The sequence below is a fragment of the Streptomyces sp. NPDC059256 genome (assembly GCF_042753785.1).
Lineage (GTDB): Bacteria > Actinomycetota > Actinomycetes > Streptomycetales > Streptomycetaceae > Streptomyces.
Map to the genome: position 1 here is coordinate 40,071 of NZ_JBHYZO010000005.1, position 16,743 is coordinate 56,813.

At 66.8% G+C, this 16,743-nt stretch carries 15 protein-coding genes; 10 read left to right on the plus strand and 5 right to left on the minus strand.

Annotation, left to right across the window (positions count from 1 at the left end; translation table 11 throughout):
- Positions 1 to 21: 21 nt before the first annotated feature.
- Positions 22 to 1,206 carry a quinolinate synthase NadA gene (gene nadA, locus ACFXJL_RS14100; RefSeq protein WP_384634630.1) on the minus strand — a complete coding sequence of 395 codons (1,185 nt, stop codon included), beginning with the start codon at positions 1,204 to 1,206 and terminating at the stop codon, positions 22 to 24.
- A 294-nt stretch (positions 1,207 to 1,500) separates the two neighbouring features.
- Here nadA and ACFXJL_RS14105 point away from each other — a divergent pair, with 294 nt between their 5' ends.
- Entirely contained in the window at positions 1,501 to 1,857 is a 357-nt protein-coding gene (locus tag ACFXJL_RS14105; protein WP_358880152.1) for an iron-sulfur cluster assembly accessory protein, read from the plus strand.
- Between the two features lie 70 nt (positions 1,858 to 1,927).
- Here the strand turns inward: ACFXJL_RS14105 and ACFXJL_RS14110 are convergent, their stop codons facing one another.
- Together ACFXJL_RS14110 and ACFXJL_RS14115 are read right to left on the minus strand one after the other, a co-directional pair.
- Positions 1,928 to 3,433, minus strand: a complete 1,506-nt coding sequence (locus tag ACFXJL_RS14110; RefSeq protein WP_384692223.1) for a hypothetical protein — start codon at positions 3,431 to 3,433, stop codon at positions 1,928 to 1,930.
- 93 nt (positions 3,434 to 3,526) lie between these two features.
- Positions 3,527 to 3,730 (minus strand): hypothetical protein, encoded by a 204-nt coding sequence (locus tag ACFXJL_RS14115; protein WP_358880084.1) that lies wholly within the window; start codon positions 3,728 to 3,730, stop codon positions 3,527 to 3,529.
- 130 nt (positions 3,731 to 3,860) lie between these two features.
- Here ACFXJL_RS14115 and ACFXJL_RS14120 point away from each other — a divergent pair, with 130 nt between their 5' ends.
- Complete coding sequence (locus ACFXJL_RS14120) at positions 3,861 to 4,835, plus strand: carbohydrate kinase family protein (protein ID WP_358880085.1); 975 nt, start codon at positions 3,861 to 3,863, stop codon at positions 4,833 to 4,835.
- Between the two features lie 537 nt (positions 4,836 to 5,372).
- Here ACFXJL_RS14120 and ACFXJL_RS14125 read toward each other — a convergent pair.
- Positions 5,373 to 6,881 carry a cysteine desulfurase/sulfurtransferase TusA family protein gene (locus ACFXJL_RS14125; protein ID WP_384692227.1) on the minus strand — a complete coding sequence of 503 codons (1,509 nt, stop codon included), beginning with the start codon at positions 6,879 to 6,881 and terminating at the stop codon, positions 5,373 to 5,375.
- Positions 6,882 to 7,261: 380 nt separating this feature from the next.
- On the opposite strand from ACFXJL_RS14125, the gene coxB reads away from it, so the two are divergent.
- The 4 genes from coxB (at position 7,262) to ACFXJL_RS14145 (ending at position 11,717) form a co-directional block, all read left to right on the plus strand.
- Positions 7,262 to 8,221 carry a cytochrome c oxidase subunit II gene (gene coxB / locus ACFXJL_RS14130; RefSeq protein WP_358880087.1) on the plus strand — a complete coding sequence of 320 codons (960 nt, stop codon included), beginning with the start codon at positions 7,262 to 7,264 and terminating at the stop codon, positions 8,219 to 8,221.
- On the plus strand, positions 8,218 to 9,954 hold the full coding sequence (gene ctaD, locus ACFXJL_RS14135; protein ID WP_329017621.1) for a cytochrome c oxidase subunit I: 1,737 nt from the start codon (positions 8,218 to 8,220) through the stop codon (positions 9,952 to 9,954). The genes coxB and ctaD overlap by 4 nt, the downstream gene beginning before the upstream one ends.
- Entirely contained in the window at positions 9,951 to 10,349 is a 399-nt protein-coding gene (locus ACFXJL_RS14140; protein ID WP_358880088.1) for a cytochrome c oxidase subunit 4, read from the plus strand. Before ctaD ends, ACFXJL_RS14140 begins: the two co-directional genes overlap by 4 nt.
- A 120-nt stretch (positions 10,350 to 10,469) precedes the next feature.
- Complete coding sequence (locus ACFXJL_RS14145; RefSeq protein ID WP_358880089.1) at positions 10,470 to 11,717, plus strand: Ig-like domain-containing protein; 1,248 nt, start codon at positions 10,470 to 10,472, stop codon at positions 11,715 to 11,717.
- A gap of 134 nt (positions 11,718 to 11,851) precedes the next feature.
- On the opposite strand, the gene ACFXJL_RS14150 is transcribed toward ACFXJL_RS14145, so the two are convergent.
- Complete coding sequence (locus ACFXJL_RS14150; RefSeq protein WP_358880090.1) at positions 11,852 to 12,253, minus strand: hypothetical protein; 402 nt, start codon at positions 12,251 to 12,253, stop codon at positions 11,852 to 11,854.
- Positions 12,254 to 12,461: 208 nt separating this feature from the next.
- Between ACFXJL_RS14150 and ACFXJL_RS14155 the strand changes: the two genes are divergently transcribed.
- The 4 genes from ACFXJL_RS14155 (at position 12,462) to ACFXJL_RS14170 (ending at position 16,694) form a co-directional block, all read left to right on the plus strand.
- On the plus strand, positions 12,462 to 13,079 hold the full coding sequence (locus tag ACFXJL_RS14155) for a heme-copper oxidase subunit III (RefSeq protein WP_250922800.1): 618 nt from the start codon (positions 12,462 to 12,464) through the stop codon (positions 13,077 to 13,079).
- Positions 13,080 to 13,168: 89 nt separating this feature from the next.
- Positions 13,169 to 13,981, plus strand: a complete 813-nt coding sequence (locus ACFXJL_RS14160) for a c-type cytochrome (RefSeq protein WP_358880091.1) — start codon at positions 13,169 to 13,171, stop codon at positions 13,979 to 13,981.
- Positions 13,978 to 15,057 (plus strand): Rieske 2Fe-2S domain-containing protein, encoded by a 1,080-nt coding sequence (locus ACFXJL_RS14165; protein ID WP_358880092.1) that lies wholly within the window; start codon positions 13,978 to 13,980, stop codon positions 15,055 to 15,057. Before ACFXJL_RS14160 ends, ACFXJL_RS14165 begins: the two co-directional genes overlap by 4 nt.
- The gene (locus ACFXJL_RS14170; RefSeq protein WP_358880093.1) at positions 15,054 to 16,694 is read left to right on the plus strand and encodes a cytochrome bc complex cytochrome b subunit; all 1,641 of its coding nucleotides are present in this window, start codon (positions 15,054 to 15,056) and stop codon (positions 16,692 to 16,694) included. The genes ACFXJL_RS14165 and ACFXJL_RS14170 overlap by 4 nt, the downstream gene beginning before the upstream one ends.
- The last annotated feature ends 49 nt before the right edge of the window (positions 16,695 to 16,743 follow it).

Below are 16,743 nucleotides of genomic sequence, written 5' to 3' on the forward strand. Positions count from 1 at the left end.
GCACCACGCTTCGTCCGCCCGCTACGGAAGGGCCAGCATCCGTTCCAGCGCCAGCTTGGCGAAGCTCTCCGTCTCGCTGTCCACCTGGATCTGGTTGACGAGGGTGCCCTCGGCCAGGGACTCCAACGTCCACACCAGATGGGGCAGGTCGATGCGGTTCATCGTCGAGCAGAAGCAGACGGTCCGATCGAGGAAGACGATCTCCTTGTCCGGGTGGGCCTGGGCGACCCGGCGGACCAGGTTCAGTTCGGTGCCGATGGCCCACTTGGAGCCGGCCGGAGCGGCGTCGAGCGTGTTGATGATGTACTCGGTCGAACCGACGTAGTCCGCCGCCGACACGACCTCGTGCTTGCACTCGGGGTGCACCAGCACATTGACGCCCGGAACCCGCTCCCGGACCTCCCGTACGGAATCCAGCGAGAACCGGCCGTGCACCGAACAGTGCCCGCGCCACAGGATCATCTTCGCCGAGCGCAGCTGCTCGACGGTCAGTCCGCCGTTGGGCTTGTGCGGGTTGTAGAGGACGCAGTCGTCGAGGGACATGCCCATGTCCCGTACGGCGGTGTTGCGGCCCAGGTGCTGGTCGGGCAGGAAGAGGACCTGCTCGCCCTGCTCGAAGGCCCAGTCCAGCGCACGCTTGGCGTTGGACGAGGTGCAGATGGTGCCACCGTGCTTGCCGGTGAACGCCTTGATGTCGGCCGAGGAGTTCATGTACGAGACGGGTACGACCCGCTCGGCTATGCCGGCCTCGGTCAGCACGTCCCAGCACTCGGCGACCTGTTCGGCCGTCGCCATGTCGGCCATCGAGCAGCCCGCGGCCAGATCGGGCAGGACCACCTTCTGGTCGGCCGAGGTCAGGATGTCCGCGGACTCCGCCATGAAGTGCACACCGCAGAAGACGATGTACTCGGCGTCGGGGCGCGCCGCTGCTTCCCGCGCCAACTTGAAGGAGTCACCCGTGACATCGGCGAACTGGATGACCTCGTCGCGCTGGTAGTGGTGGCCCAGGACGAAGACCTTCTCGCCCAGCTTCTCCTTCGCCGCGCGGGCGCGCTCCACCAGATCCGGGTCGGAGGGGGACGGCAGATCGCCGGGGCACTCCACGCCGCGCTCGCTCCTGGGGTCGGCCTCACGGCCGAGCAACAGGAGGGCGAGCGGCGTCGGCTGCACATCGAGCGACTCCGTACGGGGTGGGGCGGTGGTCACGACACACACCCTTTCTTTCTCTGCACAGACCTTTTCGTCTATTTGACGTTATCTATCATAACCGCTTCACGTCACTTTGACGATGGCCATTGCGTCGATGTGACGCACCCCCCTGTGCGGGCCGGTGCCCCCTCGCGGCCGGGTATGCGAGCATGAAGGCAGTAGAAAGAAGACCAAGGAGAGCCCTGGGCCCGGAATGAATCCAGGACTCCACCGGTTGGAACCGTCTGCAAGCAGTCTCCGTACTTCCCCTGCCTCTGGTGGGGAGACCCCATCCCGGGAGTGATGAAGCAGATGTCCGTATCGGACGAGACCACCACCGTGAACGACGGCATCCTCCTGTCCGAAGCCGCAGCGGCCAAGGTCAAGGCGCTGCTGGACCAGGAAGGTCGGGAGGACCTGGCACTGCGGGTAGCCGTCCAGCCCGGCGGTTGCTCCGGTCTGCGCTACCAGCTCTTCTTCGACGAGCGTTCGCTCGACGGCGATGTCATCAAGGACTTCGACGGAGTCAAGGTCGTCACTGACCGGATGAGCGCCCCCTACCTCGGCGGCGCCTCCATCGACTTCGTGGACACCATCGAGAAGCAGGGCTTCACCATCGACAACCCGAACGCCACGGGGTCCTGCGCCTGTGGCGACTCCTTCAACTGAGTCGTCCCCTGCACGCACCAAGGGCGGCGGCCCGTACGGGCCGCCGCCCTTTGGCATGGACAGCCATCATTCAGCCGGACGAACCGACCCGCTCGACCGTCCCGCCGGACTCGGCGTCCACCACCGCCCGATCGCCGAGCGGCCGATCCAGCATCACCGTCTCCTTCAACTGCTTCGCCAGGGCCATGCACACCTTGTCCGGGTCCGGTGTGGATTCGTTGATCCGTACCTTCACCACACCGCCACTCTCGACCGCCGTCGCCCGGTAGTCGGAGCACACCCCGCCCCAGAAGGTCACCGTCAGCTTCAGTCCTTCGACCGCGTACGACTCGACGCGCCCAGCGGGCCGTGGCACGGCGGGGTCGGCCACCGGTCCGGTCGGCTTGATCTTCTGCGGGGGCTTCGGAGGCTGGACCGGCTGCGCGGGACCGGTCTCCGCCTGCTCCCGCAAGAACTCCGGCTCCACCGCGGGCTGCACGACCACCGCCGCCTCGCCGCCCACCCGGAACACCCAGGACGGAACGAGTGCCTGGCCCTGCCCCACCGGCTGGGCGGACAACGCGAACACCGCACCCGTCACCGTTCGCTGCTCCGGCGTGACCGTGCCACAGGGCTGCGCCGGCTTCTGCGCACCCTCCAGCGGTACGGGAGTGGCACACGCAGGCGGACCACAGGGGGTGTCCGAGACCGCCGCGTCCGCTCCCGGCAACGGCATGGGGCAGTCGGCGGTGCCCGCTGTGTTCCCACCCTGATTCAGTCGGTCCAGCGCATCCTGGGCGGACAGCACCGGATGCTCGGCGGACTTCACCGGCTCCAGCAGTCGCCCGCCACCACCGACGACCTGGCCGTCCGCGCCGATCTCCACCCCGGTCGTCCAGCCGTACGTGGGCAACCCGCCGACCACCGGATCGGCGTTCACCACCCGCACTGCACCGCGCACCTGCCGTGCGTCCGTTCGGGCGTCGGCCTGCCCGAGGGCCTTGAGCAGCGGTGCCGCTGCCTTCTTCGCCGCAGCTTCGCTCACCGGCGTACCGGCCTCGGTCCCGGAGTCCGGCTTCTGGCAGGTCGCACCCGGGGCGCAGTTGTCGCCGCTCGGAGTGCTTCCGTACGCACCGTAGGTCCACGTGCCCGGCGCCTTGCGGTCGACCCGCAGCAACGGCTCGGAGCCATCGGCCCCGGGGCCCACGGACCACGTTCCACCCGTCAGCCGCGGAGTGCCCGACATCCCGAGCGCCGTCGCGAGTCGAACCACCTCGCTCCGGTCAACCGTGCCGACCGACCGGTGCACGGTGGCCCGTTCGGGCCCTGCCGGAAGCCGATGGGCGCGATAGCGGACGGTGCCGGAAGGGGCCGGCTCACCGGGTGCGATGCCCGCCCGCGACTGTTCCGGGTCCGCGGAGAGCTGCGGTGGGGGGACCGCACTCCGATCGGATCCCACCGAAGCCCCGCTGGAACCCACGGTCGCCAGATAGGTGCCGCCGCCCCCCGCGATGAGCAGTACCGCCACCGCGGATGCGACGAGCGGGGCGCGCCTACGGCGCACACGGGGTTCGCTGTTCTCGGTGCTGCTGCTCACCGCATCGCTCCTTGGCCTCATACCCACCCACGGCGCGTGGATGTGTATGGGACGGGGCCGGCGGCCGGACGGTTCCCCTTCGCCGGGGTGCGGTCACTGCCCGTACTCGGGCATGGCCTCCACCAGCCGTGCAGAGGCGCTGGACACCACGACGCCATGGATGCTTGAAGGCAACACCGGAGCCGGCACGTCCGCTGCGGGCACCACCCAGTGGGGAGCCATCCGTGCGCAATCCCCGCGCAACTGGGCGAGGGTGAATTCGGTCTCGCGGCTGGCAGCACCTGCGTGGTTCGTCATAACAGCACCGTACGCACCTTGGAGAGAGGGAAAAAAGACCTACTATTGGGTAGTTCTCGCCTTACGGGGAGACGTGTTCGACCGGGTAGCGTTAAGCGTCAACGCCACCCCTCCACAGGAGCGCCTCGCCGTGCGAATCGCAGTCACCGGCTCCATCGCCACTGACCACCTCATGACCTTCCCGGGTCGTTTCGCCGATCAGCTGGTCGCGGACCAGCTCCACACGGTTTCTCTCTCCTTCCTTGTGGACACCCTCAACGTCCGCCGCGGCGGTGTCGCCGCCAACATCTGCTTCGGTATGGGGCAGCTCGGGACCGCGCCGATCCTCGTCGGAGCGGCCGGGGCGGACTTCGACGAGTACCGCGCCTGGCTGGATCGGCACGGAGTGGACACCGACTCCGTACGGATCTCCGAGGTCCTGCACACGGCGCGCTTCGTCTGCACCACCGATGCCGACCACAACCAGATCGGCTCCTTCTACACCGGCGCCATGAGCGAGGCCCGTCTGATCGAGCTCAAGTCCGTCGCCGACCGGGTGGGCGGCCTCGACCTCGCACTCATCGGCGCGGACGACCCGGAGGCGATGCTCCGCCACACCGAGGAGTGCCGTTCGCGGAACATCCCCTTCGCCGCCGACTTCTCCCAGCAGATCGCCCGGATGAGCGGGGACGAGATCCGGATACTGCTGGACGGCGCCACCTATCTCTTCTCCAACGAGTACGAGAAGGGTCTGATCGAGTCCAAGACGGGCTGGAACAACGACGAGATCCTCTCCCGCGTCGGCCACCGGATCACCACCCTCGGGGCTCGCGGAGTACGCATCGAGCGCGCCGGCGATGACCCGATCGAGGTGGGTTGTCCGCAGGAAGAGGCCAAGGTCGACCCGACGGGCGTCGGGGACGCCTTCCGCGCCGGGTTCCTGTCCGGGCTCTCCTGGGGCGTCGACCTGGAGCGGGCGGCCCAGGTGGGCTGCATGCTGGCGACGCTGGTCATCGAGACCCTGGGCACCCAGGAGTACACACTGCGCCGGGCGCACTTCATGGACCGCTTCACCAAGGCATACGGCGAAGACGCAGGCACCGAGGTCAAGACCCACCTGGCCTAACCCCACCCGGGCCGGGGGCCTTCCCCCGGCCCGACGAACACTCCCCGCCCGCATCTCAACTGAGGACGCCCCGGCGAAGACTCCCCATCCATGGCTGAACTTACGGATGGGCTAGGGGCAAGCGGACCTGGTTGCGGTATTGGGGGCGCGCAGGGGGTGTCCCCGGAAGCGACGGCGGCTTCAGAGCCGCCATGTACGGGTCAGCCGCTGGCCGCCGGCGCTGAGGAGTCACGCCCGAAAGCACCCCCACCACCCGCACCAAACCCCACCCCGCACCCGGACCCCCAAGACCCGCACCCCCACAGAGCAGCCCCAAAACACACGCTTCACCCGACCCACCCAGCCCGTCCGGCGTTTGAGGACGGAACCCTCCACCCCCCAGGGCGGAAACCCACACACGAGCCCCACCCGGAAACAGCTAGGACCCGCAGCCCCGGACCCCCCTCAGCCCGTCCGGCGTTTGAGGACGGAACCCCCCGCCCTTCAGGGTGGAAACCCGCGCACGGGCTCCACCCGGAACCAGCTAGGCCCCCCAGCTCACACCACCCGCCTCACCCCATACCCCACCCCTCCCGCCGTCCCCTCCACTTTCTCCTCCCCCAAGTACTCCTGCCCCCGCATCGCGCACCAAGCCGGAATGTCCAGGCGGGCGGCCTCATCGTCCGACAGCACCCGCACCACCCCGCCGATGCGTACGTCCTCGATCACCTTCGCCAGCTCGATCACGGGAATCGGACAGAGCTTCCCCAGGGCGTCCAGCACCAGCACCTCGGAACCTGGCCCCGCGGCGCTCGCCGCCTCCGAGCCCCGCCCCGCGGCGCTCGCCGCCTCCGAACCTGGCCCCGCCGAGCCCGCCCCCTCCGAACCCCCTTCCCCGACCGTGGCCCCCCGACCACCCACCCCCCTCGCCCCCGGAGCCCCCAGCCGCTCCCGTACGGACGACACGACCTCCGGCAGGACGTCCAGGAACCGTTCCACTTCGGACGCCGTGGTGCCGGACGGCAGCGATACCCGGACGTTTCCCTCGCTGAGCACCCCCATGGCCCGCAGCACATGGCTCGGAGTCAGCGTGCTCGATGTGCAGGAGGAGCCGGAGGAGACGGAGAATCCCGCACGGTCCAGTTCATGGAGCAGGGCCTCCCCGTCCACGTACAGACAGGAGAACGTCACCAGGTGGGGGAGTCGGCGTACCGGATCGCCCACCACCTCCACATCGGGCACCACCTCGGGTACCCGGGTGCGGATGCGGTCCACCAGACCCCGCAGACGTACCGCTTCTCCCGCGGCCTCGGCTCGGACGGCGCGCAGCGATGCGGCAGCAGCCACGATCGCGGGCAGGTTCTCGAAGCCGGGGGAGCGCCCCGACTCCCGTTCGTCCGCGGGGCCTCTGGGAGCGAACCTGACCCCCTTGCGTACGGCGAGGAGCCCGACGCCCGCGGGCCCACCCCACTTGTGGGCGCTCGCGGTGAGCAGTGACCACCCGTCGGGCACCGCCCCCCATCCGAGGGATTGCGCCGCGTCCACCAGGAGCGGCACGCCCGCCGCTCGGCACGCCTCGGCGACTTCGCCCACCGGCTGTTCGGTGCCGACTTCGTGGTTGGCGGACTGGAGGCAGGCCAGTGCGGTGCCTTCGCCAGGTCCCCCGCCATGCCCTTTGGCGAGTTCCTCGGCGAAGGCTGCGGTGTCCACCCGGCCGTGCCGGTCCACGGGGACGGTGACCGCGGATTCGCCGGCGCCGTGGAGCACGGAGGAGTGCTCGACCGCGGAGACGACTACTCGGTTTCCGGCCCGCCGCCGCCCTGCCGTCGCTCCGGCGATCGCGAGGTGCACCGCGTGCGTCCCCGAGGGGGCGAAGGTCAACTCGTCCGGTCGGCATCCGACGGCTTCGGCCGCGGCCTCGCGCGCCGCGTCGAGCAGCAAACGCGCCCGGCGGCCTTCGCGGTAGAGACGAGCGGGGTCCGCCCAGCCCTCGTCCAGGGATGCTTGGAGGGCCTGTCGGGCCACGGGGTGCAAGGGTGCGGAGGAGGCCGCGTCGAAGTAGGGCACCCGGCCACGCTAACCCCCCTCGGGTCCGACTCCGCGGTCTGGAGGGGCGTCAGATCTCCACCGGGTGTGGGGACTCGGTACTCCCCACGGGATGTGGACTGCGACCCTCCGGGAGGGAATCCGGTGATGGCCTCCGAATGTGAAACCGGCTCTGGATTCCCTAGCGATTCCCCTCGAAAACCGCGCGATATGCAGGGGGATTCCATCCCTTCGGGGTGTCGGACGGCGCGTTGGGCACCCTCCCCGCGCGACCCCAAATAGCGTCCAGTAGGGTTTGGTCCGCATAAACATCCAAACCCCTGCCCGCGTCAGGGCCGGCGACCGACCAGCGAGACGGCCGCAGCCGGTAGCGCGGGCCGAGACTCTCGGGAAGGCGCTACGTGAGTCCCAACGGCTCCGACCGCTCGTCGCGGCGCCCGATGCGGCGGAAGCTGCCGCAGGTGCTGACTGCGGGCCTAATCCTTGCGACCGCTACCGGTTGTACATACAAGGATTTCCCCCGTCTTGGTATGCCTACTCCGGTTACGGAAGAGGCGCCGATCATTCTCTCCCTCTGGCAGGGCTCGTGGGCGGCAGCGCTCGTCACGGGCGTGCTGGTGTGGGGTCTGATCTTGTGGAGCGTGATCTTCCACAGGCGCACGCGCACCAAGGTAGAGGTGCCTCCGCAGACCCGGTACAACATGCCGATCGAGGCCCTGTACACGGTGGTCCCGCTCATCATCGTTTCGGTGCTCTTCTACTTCACCGCACGTGACGAGTCCAAGCTTCTCTCCCTCTCGGACAAGCCCGCCCACACGATCAACGTGGTCGGCTACCAGTGGAGCTGGGGCTTCAACTACATCGAGGATGTGGACGGCTCCAAGGGCGACGCTAAGACCGAAAAGAACCTGGAGGGGATTCCGGACAAGTACCGCGATGAGTTCCCGGCCAATGCGGGCGGTGTGTACGACGCCGGCATTCCCGGAACCCGGAACCCCCAGACCGGCAACCCCGGTCCGACACTGTGGCTCCCCAAGGGAGAAAAGGTCCGCTTCGTGCTGACCTCACGCGATGTCATCCACTCCTTCTGGGTTGTCCCCTTCCTCTTCAAGCAGGACGTGATCCCGGGACACACCAACGTCTTCGAAGTGACCCCCACGCGTGAGGGCACCTTCCTGGGCAAGTGCGCCGAGCTCTGTGGTGTCGACCACTCCCGGATGCTCTTCAACGTCAAGGTGGTCTCCCCCGAGCGCTACCAGCAGCACCTCAAGGAGCTTGCCGAGAAGGGGCAGACCGGTTACCTCCCGTCGGGCATTGAGCAGTCGACCCCGGCCAAGAACTCGGAGAAGAAGCAACTGTGAGCATCCTCAACGAATCCCAGGGTGCCGCCGCAGCTGATGACTCGTACGAGAACGAGCTGCCGGTGCGGCGCAAGCAGCCCGGCAACGTCGTGGTGAAGTGGCTGACGACCACCGACCACAAGACCATCGGTACGCTCTACCTGGTCACCTCGTTCGTGTTCTTCTGCATCGGCGGACTGATGGCGCTCTTCATGCGCGCCGAGCTGGCCCGTCCGGGCACGCAGATCATGTCCAACGAGCAGTTCAACCAGGCGTTCACGATGCACGGCACGATCATGCTGCTGATGTTCGCGACGCCGCTGTTCGCCGGATTCGCGAACTGGATCATGCCGCTTCAGATCGGGGCGCCCGATGTGGCCTTCCCGCGGCTGAACATGTTCGCCTACTGGCTCTACCTGTTCGGCTCCATCATCGCGGTGGCCGGCTTCCTCACCCCCCAGGGTGCGGCTGACTTCGGTTGGTTCGCCTACTCCCCGCTGTCGGACGCGGTCCGCTCGCCGGGTGTGGGCGCCGATATGTGGATCATGGGCCTGGCCTTCTCCGGCTTCGGCACGATCCTCGGTTCGGTCAACTTCATCACCACGATCATCTGCATGCGCGCTCCCGGCATGACCATGTTCCGGATGCCGATCTTCACCTGGAACGTGCTGCTGACCGGTGTGCTGGTCCTGCTCGCCTTCCCGGTCCTCGCCGCCGCGCTCTTCGCGCTGGAGGCGGATCGGAAGTTCGGCGCACACATCTTCGACTCGGCCAACGGCGGAGCGTTGCTGTGGCAACACCTCTTCTGGTTCTTCGGCCATCCAGAGGTGTACATCATCGCCCTACCGTTCTTCGGCATCGTCTCGGAGATCATCCCGGTCTTCAGCCGGAAGCCGATGTTCGGCTACATGGGCCTGGTCGCCGCGACGATCGCCATCGCCGGTCTTTCGGTGACGGTGTGGGCGCACCACATGTACGTCACGGGCGGTGTGCTCCTACCGTTCTTCTCCTTCATGACCTTCCTGATCGCGGTACCGACCGGTGTGAAGTTCTTCAACTGGATCGGCACCATGTGGAAGGGGTCGCTGTCCTTCGAGACACCGATGCTCTGGACGATCGGCTTCCTGATCACCTTCACCTTCGGTGGTCTGACCGGTGTCATCCTGGCCTCGCCCCCGATGGACTTCCACGTCTCCGACTCGTACTTCGTCGTAGCGCACTTCCACTACGTCGTCTTCGGCACCGTGGTCTTCGCGATGTTCGCCGGGTTCCACTTCTGGTGGCCGAAGTTCACGGGCAAGATGCTCGACGAGCGGCTTGGAAAGATCACTTTCTGGACCCTGTTCATCGGATTCCACGGAACGTTCCTGGTGCAGCACTGGCTGGGTACGGAAGGTATGCCGCGGCGTTATGCGGACTATCTCGACGCCGACGGTTTCACCGCTCTGAACACCATCTCCACGATCAGTTCATTCGTGCTCGGCGCTTCGGTCCTTCCGTTCATCTACAACGTCTGGAAGACCGCCAAGTTCGGCAAGAAGATCGAGGTCGACGACCCGTGGGGCTACGGACGTTCGCTGGAATGGGCTACTTCCTGCCCGCCCCCGCGGCACAACTTCCTCACGCTTCCGCGCATCCGCTCCGAATCTCCGGCCTTCGATCTGCACCACCCGGAGATCGCGCTGGTCGACCAGCTCGAAAACCGTGGTGAAGTCGACCAGGCCATCACCGATGGAAGGGAGGCCGCCAAGTGAAGATCCAGGGAAAGATGTTCCTCTGGCTGAGCGTCTTCATCCTCGCCGTGGCCATCCTCTACGGCGTGTGGTCGAAGGAGCCTGCCGGTACGACGGCGCTCTTCCTGGCGTTCGGTCTGAGCGTCATGATCGGCTACTACCTGGCGTTCACGGCCCGGCGTGTGGACGCCATGGCCCAGGACGACAAGGAAGCCGACATCTCGGATGAGGCCGGCGAGGTCGGGTTCTTCTCCCCGCACAGCTGGCAGCCGCTCTCGCTGGCCATCGGTGGAGCGCTCGCGTTCCTCGGTGTGGCGGTCGGCTGGTGGCTGCTCTACTTCTCGGTCCCGATCATCCTCGTCGGCCTCTTCGGCTGGGTGTTCGAGTACTACCGCGGTGAGAGCCAGAACCAGTAACACAGCGTCAGCGCATCAAGGCCGGGCCCGGCTTTCCCGTCACTCGAACGGGGAAGCCGGGCCCGCCCATTTGGAGGTGTTCGGCGCGCCGTGGTGGACGGGCCTTCATAGCGTGTGGTTATGAACCAGACGCCCCGCATCCGCACGACCCTCCGCTGCACCCTCCTGGTCGTCTCCCTGGGGGCGGTCGCGATCGCGTGTGGCTTCTCTGACCCGAGCCCGCTCACCGGAAAGCCCTTCGACGCGGCCGAGCAGATCACGTTCAACACACCCGCGGACAGCCGCAAGGCGAATCCCGACAAGCCCCTTGAGATCGACGTCAAGGGGGACGAGGGCCGGATCACGGACGTGACCGTCATCGATGACTCGGGCCATCACCTCGCCGGGGAACTGTCCGCCGACGGCAGCCGCTGGCGCTCCACGGGGGCGCTGTCGGCAGGGGTGAAGTACACCGCCCGCGTGGCCACGGAGGACTCCGAGGGCGCACCGGGCAGTCGTACGCTCTCCTTTGAGACATCACCCGCACAGCGCAAGCTGACGGTCGCCTTCGGACCCGAGGCGGGCACCTATGGCGTGGGCCAGCCCATCACCGCCGAGTTGAGCCTTCCGGTCAAGGACAAGACCGCCCGGGCGGTCATCGAACGGGCGCTCAAGATTGACTCAAAGCCGGCCGTCGACGGCGCCTGGCACTGGGTCGACGACCGAAAGCTCCACTTTCGGCCCAAGGAGTACTGGCCGGCCGGGACCAGTGTCACCGCCGCCAGCAACCTCCAGGGCGTGAAGGTCGCCAACAGTCTGTACGGCGGCGCGTCCAAGGCCCTGAAGATCTCCATCGGAGACCGCATCGAGGCCATCACCGACGCCTCGTCGCACCACATGACCGTCAAGCGCAACGGAGAAGTGATCAACACCATTCCGGTGACCACGGGCAAGCCCGGGTTCTCCACCCGCAACGGCGTCAAGGTCGTGCTCGGCAAGGAGTACTTCGTCCGGATGCGGGGCACGAGCGTCGGGATCTACGGCGACGAGGGGTACGACCTGCCCGTGTACTACGCCACTCGGGTCACATGGAGCGGTGAGTACGTGCACGCCGCGCCGTGGTCGGTCGGCTCGCACGGATACGCCAACGTCAGCCACGGCTGCACCGGAATGTCGACGGGCAACGCGGCCTGGTTCTACGAGACCGTCCGCGAGGGCGACATCGTCCAGGTCGTCAACAGCTACGGCGACGACATGGACCCGTTCGGCAATGGATTCGGGGACTGGAACCTGTCCTGGGCCGATTGGCGGCAGGGCAGCGCCCTGGCGGCCGGGACCCCGGACGGCAGCAATCCCGTCGACGCTGCCCGACTGCGGCCCCAAGTCTAGGTCTAGCTAGGTCTCAGCCCCAGGTCGGGGGCAGGGCAGATGGGCGGGCGGCGTCGCCTTCGCGACCCGCCCCGGCCCGATCTCCCCGGTGGGTCCGATGCCTTCCGGGGTCACCAGGGGCCCCAGAAGGGCACTCACGCCTCTACTGCGAGCCTCTCACGCAGAAGTGAGGCCAGTGCACTCGCGAAGTCCACGGGGTCCACAGGCAGCGTCACAGCCGCTTCCGCGCGACTCCAGGTCGCCAGCCAGGCGTCCTGCGGTCGGCCGATGAGGACCAGCACCGGCGGGCAGTCGAAGATCTCGTCCTTGATCTGCCGGCACACGCCCATGCCGCCCGCCGGCACGGTCTCGCCGTCCAGCACGCAGACGTCGATCCCGCCCTGGTCAAGCCGCTTGAGGACGGCCGGCAGGGTTGCGCATTCGATGAACTCAACCGGGGGAACATCGGCCGCGGGCCTGCGCCCTGCGGCCAGCCGCACCTGTTCGCGGGTGTTGGCGTCATCGCTGTAGACCAGCACGGTGGCGGTCGGCTGCATCGTTCCTCCGCGTCGCTTGGATCGGGCTGTGGGGGCCGTCGCCGAACCCCTCGTTGGATCAGGTACCGATGGGCCGGATCGTACTCGCTCCAACTCCGCGCAAACAGCGGTTCGGACACTGCGGCGATCGGCCGTTCGGGCAGCACAGCGGGTACTGACACACCGAACGGCACCCCCCGGAGTGAGGGCGGGATAAGCGACCGACATAATGTCGGTCGTGGCGACAGCAACGACAGTAGAAACCGGGCACGCGCACCCGTCGGTCAATCGGCCGAACCTCACCAGCGTCGGAACCATCATCTGGTTGAGTTCCGAGCTGATGTTCTTCGCGGCCCTCTTCGCGATGTACTTCACCTTGCGCTCGGTAACGGGTGCCGAGTTCTGGTCCGAGAAGGCCGACCTTCTGAACTTCCCGTTCTCGGCGACGAACACCACGATCCTGGTGCTCTCTTCTCTCACTTGCCAGCTCGGCGTATTCGCCGCCGAGCGCGGAGACGTGAAGAAGCTGCGCAGCTGGTTCGTGATCACGTTCATCATGGGCGCGATCTTCGTCGGCGGTCAGGTGTACGAATACACCGAACTGGTCCAGCACGGGCTTTCGCTCTCGTCGGACCCGTACGGCTCGGTGTTCTACCTGACCACCGGCTTCCACGGACTGCATGTGACGGGCGGACTGATCGCCTTCCTGCTGGTCCTGGGCCGTACCTATGCGGCCAGGAGATTCACCCATGAGCAGGCAACCGCCGCCATCGTCGTGTCCTACTACTGGCACTTCGTCGATGTCGTCTGGATCGGCCTCTTCGCCACGATCTACTTGATCAAGTAACGGCGCGGGCGACACTGCCGGACGCAGAAGCCCGAAGCAGACACAGTCCAGAAGCATCGACGCAGAAAATCCTGACACCGGGGTAATCCGTGAAAAAGCTCTCCGCACGACGACGCCATCCGCTGGCGGCGGTCGTCGTCCTACTCCTCGCGCTGGCGGCCACCGGGGGGCTGTACGCCGCGTTCGCACCTGCGGACAAGGCGCAGGCCGATCAAACCTCCCAGTCCCTCGCCATCGAGGAGGGCAAGAAGCTCTACACCGTTGGCTGCGCCAGCTGCCACGGAACCGGCGGTCAGGGCACCACTGACGGTCCGACCCTCGTCGGTGTCGGTTCCGCCGCCGTCGACTTCCAGGTCGCGACCGGCCGTATGCCGGCCCAGCAGCCCGGCGCGCAGGTGCCGAAGAAGAAGAACATCTACACGCAGGCCCAGATCGACCAGCTGGCCGCGTACGTTGCTTCCTTCGGTGCCGGTCCGATCACACCCACCGAGAAGCAGTACAGCGCCAAGGGTGCTGACATCGCCAACGGTGGCGACCTGTTCCGCACCAACTGCGCCCAGTGCCACAACTTCACTGGCAAGGGCGGCGCGCTGACCGACGGCAAGTACGCCCCCACCTTGGAGGGGGTGAGCGCCAAGCACATCTACGAGGCCATGCAGACCGGCCCGCAGAACATGCCTTCCTTCCCCGACGGGGTGATGCCGGAGAAGGAGAAGCAGGACATCATCGCTTACGTCGAGGCCATGAACGACCCCAACAAGTCGTCCAGCCCCGGCGGTCTCTCGCTGGGTGGGCTCGGGCCCGTCAGCGAGGGCCTGTTCGCCTGGGTCTTCGGACTGGGTGCGTTGATCGCAGTTGCCGTCTGGGTCGCGGCCCACACCGCTAAGGCCAAGAAGTCATGAGTAGCCAAGACATTCCAGAAGAGAACCTGCCGCAAGAGCAGGGCGCTGCGCACGGCGCGGCGGGGCACGGGAACACCGCCGTGGCCCAGCGCGCGGACGACAATCCGTTCGCCGATCCGGGGCTGCCGGCCCACAAGCCGCGCATACAGGACATCGACGAGAGGGCCGCCAAGCGGTCCGAGCGCGCGGTGGCCCTGATGTTCACGCTCTCGATGCTCTCGACCATCGCCTTCATCGCGTGCTTCGTGATCTTCCCCGTGGACAAGCTCGTCTACATCTGGCCCTTCGGCCGGGTGAGCGCGCTGAACTTCTCGCTCGGCCTCACGCTCGGTGGCGCCCTCTTCTTCATCGGCGCGGGCGCGGTCCACTGGGCCCGCACCCTGATGTCCGATCAGGAAGTCGCCGACGAGCGTCACCCGATCGCAGCGTCCCCCGAGGTCAAGGCCCAGGTCATGGCCGACTGGGCGGCGGGCAACGAGGAGTCCGGCTTCGGCCGGCGCAAGCTGATCCGCAACACGATGTTCGGTGCGATGGCGCTGGTGCCGCTCTCCGGAGTGGTCCTGCTGCGCGACCTCGGCCCGCTGCCGGAGAAGAAGCTCCGCACCACGCTCTGGGCCAAGGGCAAGCAGCTCATCAACATGAACACGATGGAGCCGCTGCGTCCCGAGGACATCACCGTCGGTTCGCTGGTCTTCGCCATGCCCGAGGGCCTGGAGATGGACGACCACGAATTCCAGAAGGAGATCGCCAAGGCGGCCCTGATGATCGTCCGGATCCGTCCTGACGACATCAAGGACAAGCGCGAGCTTGAGTGGTCGCACGAGGGCATCGTCGCCTTCTCGAAGATCTGTACGCACGTCGGCTGCCCGATCAGCCTCTACGAGCAGCAGACCCACCACGTGCTCTGCCCGTGCCACCAGTCCACCTTCGACCTCTCCGACGGAGCCCGTGTCATCTTCGGCCCCGCCGGTCACGCCCTCCCGCAGCTGCGGATCGGTGTGAACACCGAGGGCAATCTCGAAGCACTCGGCGACTTCGCGGAGCCGGTCGGACCTTCCTTCTGGGAGCGCGGATGAGCACTACGACAGAGTCCAAGGGCGCTGACAACCAGCGCAAGGCCCCGGCCGGCGAGCGCGTCGCCGACTGGGCGGACGGCCGGCTCGGGATCTACTCCCTGGCCAAGGCCAACATGCGCAAGATCTTCCCGGACCACTGGTCCTTCATGCTCGGTGAGATCTGCCTCTACAGCTTCATCATCATCATCCTCACGGGTGTGTACCTGACGCTGTTCTTCCACCCGTCGATGAACGAGGTGGTCTACCACGGCAGCTACGTGCCCATGCAGGGCGTGCGGATGTCGGAGGCGTACGCCTCCACGCTGGACATCAGCTTCGACGTCCGCGGCGGTCTGCTGATCCGGCAGATCCACCACTGGGCCGCGCTGATCTTCATCGCCGCGATGATGGTCCACATGATGCGCGTCTTCTTCACGGGCGCGTACCGCAAGCCGCGCGAGATCAACTGGCTGTTCGGCTTCCTGCTGCTCGTCCTCGGCATGTTCACCGGTTTCACCGGTTACTCGCTCCCGGACGACCTGCTCTCCGGCACCGGTGTCCGCTTCACCCAGGGCGCGATCCTGTCCGTACCGGTCGTCGGTACGTACATCTCGATGTTCCTGTTCGGCGGGGAGTTCCCAGGCCACGACTTCGTGGCCCGGTTCTACTCGATCCACATCCTGCTACTGCCGGGCATCATGCTCGGACTGCTCGTGGGCCACTTGATCCTGGTCGTCTACCACAAGCACACCCAGTACGCGGGTCCCGGCCGGACCGAGAAGAACGTCGTCGGCATGCCGCTGCTGCCCGTCTACATGGCGAAGGCCGGAGGCTTCTTCTTCCTGGTCTTCGGTGTGATCGCGGCCATCTCCGCGATTGCGACGCTCAACCCGATCTGGGCGCTCGGCCCGTACCGCACCGATCAGGTCTCCACCGGAGCCCAGCCGGACTGGTACATGGGCTTCGCCGAGGGACTGGTCCGAGTGATGCCTGGCTGGGAGATCAACGCCTGGGGTCACACCCTGGCACTCGGTGTGATGGTTCCGCTGTTGGTCTTCCCGCTGGTGCTGGGAGCGATCGCGGTCTATCCGTTCATCGAGTCGTGGGTCACCGGCGACAAGCGCGAGCACCACATCCTGGACCGCCCGCGCAACACCCCGACCCGTACCGGCTTCGGTGTGGCGTGGCTGACCGCGTACTTCATCATGCTCATCGGTGGCGGCAACGACATCGTGGCCACGCACTTCAACCTGTCGATCAACACGATCACCTGGTTCGTCCGCATCTTCTTCTTCGTCGGACCGGTCCTCGCCTTCATCGCCACGAAGCGCATCTGCCTCGGTCTCCAGCGTCGCGACCGCGACAAGGTGCTGCACGGTCGCGAGACCGGCATCATCAAGCGGCTGCCGCACGGTGAGTTCATCGAGGTGCACGAGCCGCTCAGCCAGGGCCAGCTGTACACGCTCACCTCGCACGAGCAGTACCAGCCGCTGGACGCCGGCCCCACGGTCGACGAGAACGGTGTCGAGCGCAAGGTCGGCCCGACCCAGCGGATCAAGGTCAGCCTCAGCAAGGGCTTCTACGGCGAGGGGAACCAGATCCCGAAGCCGACCACAGAGGAGTACAAGGAGATCACGAGCGGCCACGGCCACCACTGATCATCCGTAGCACTCGCTGATCGCCACAGCAGGAGCCCCGTCCAATGAT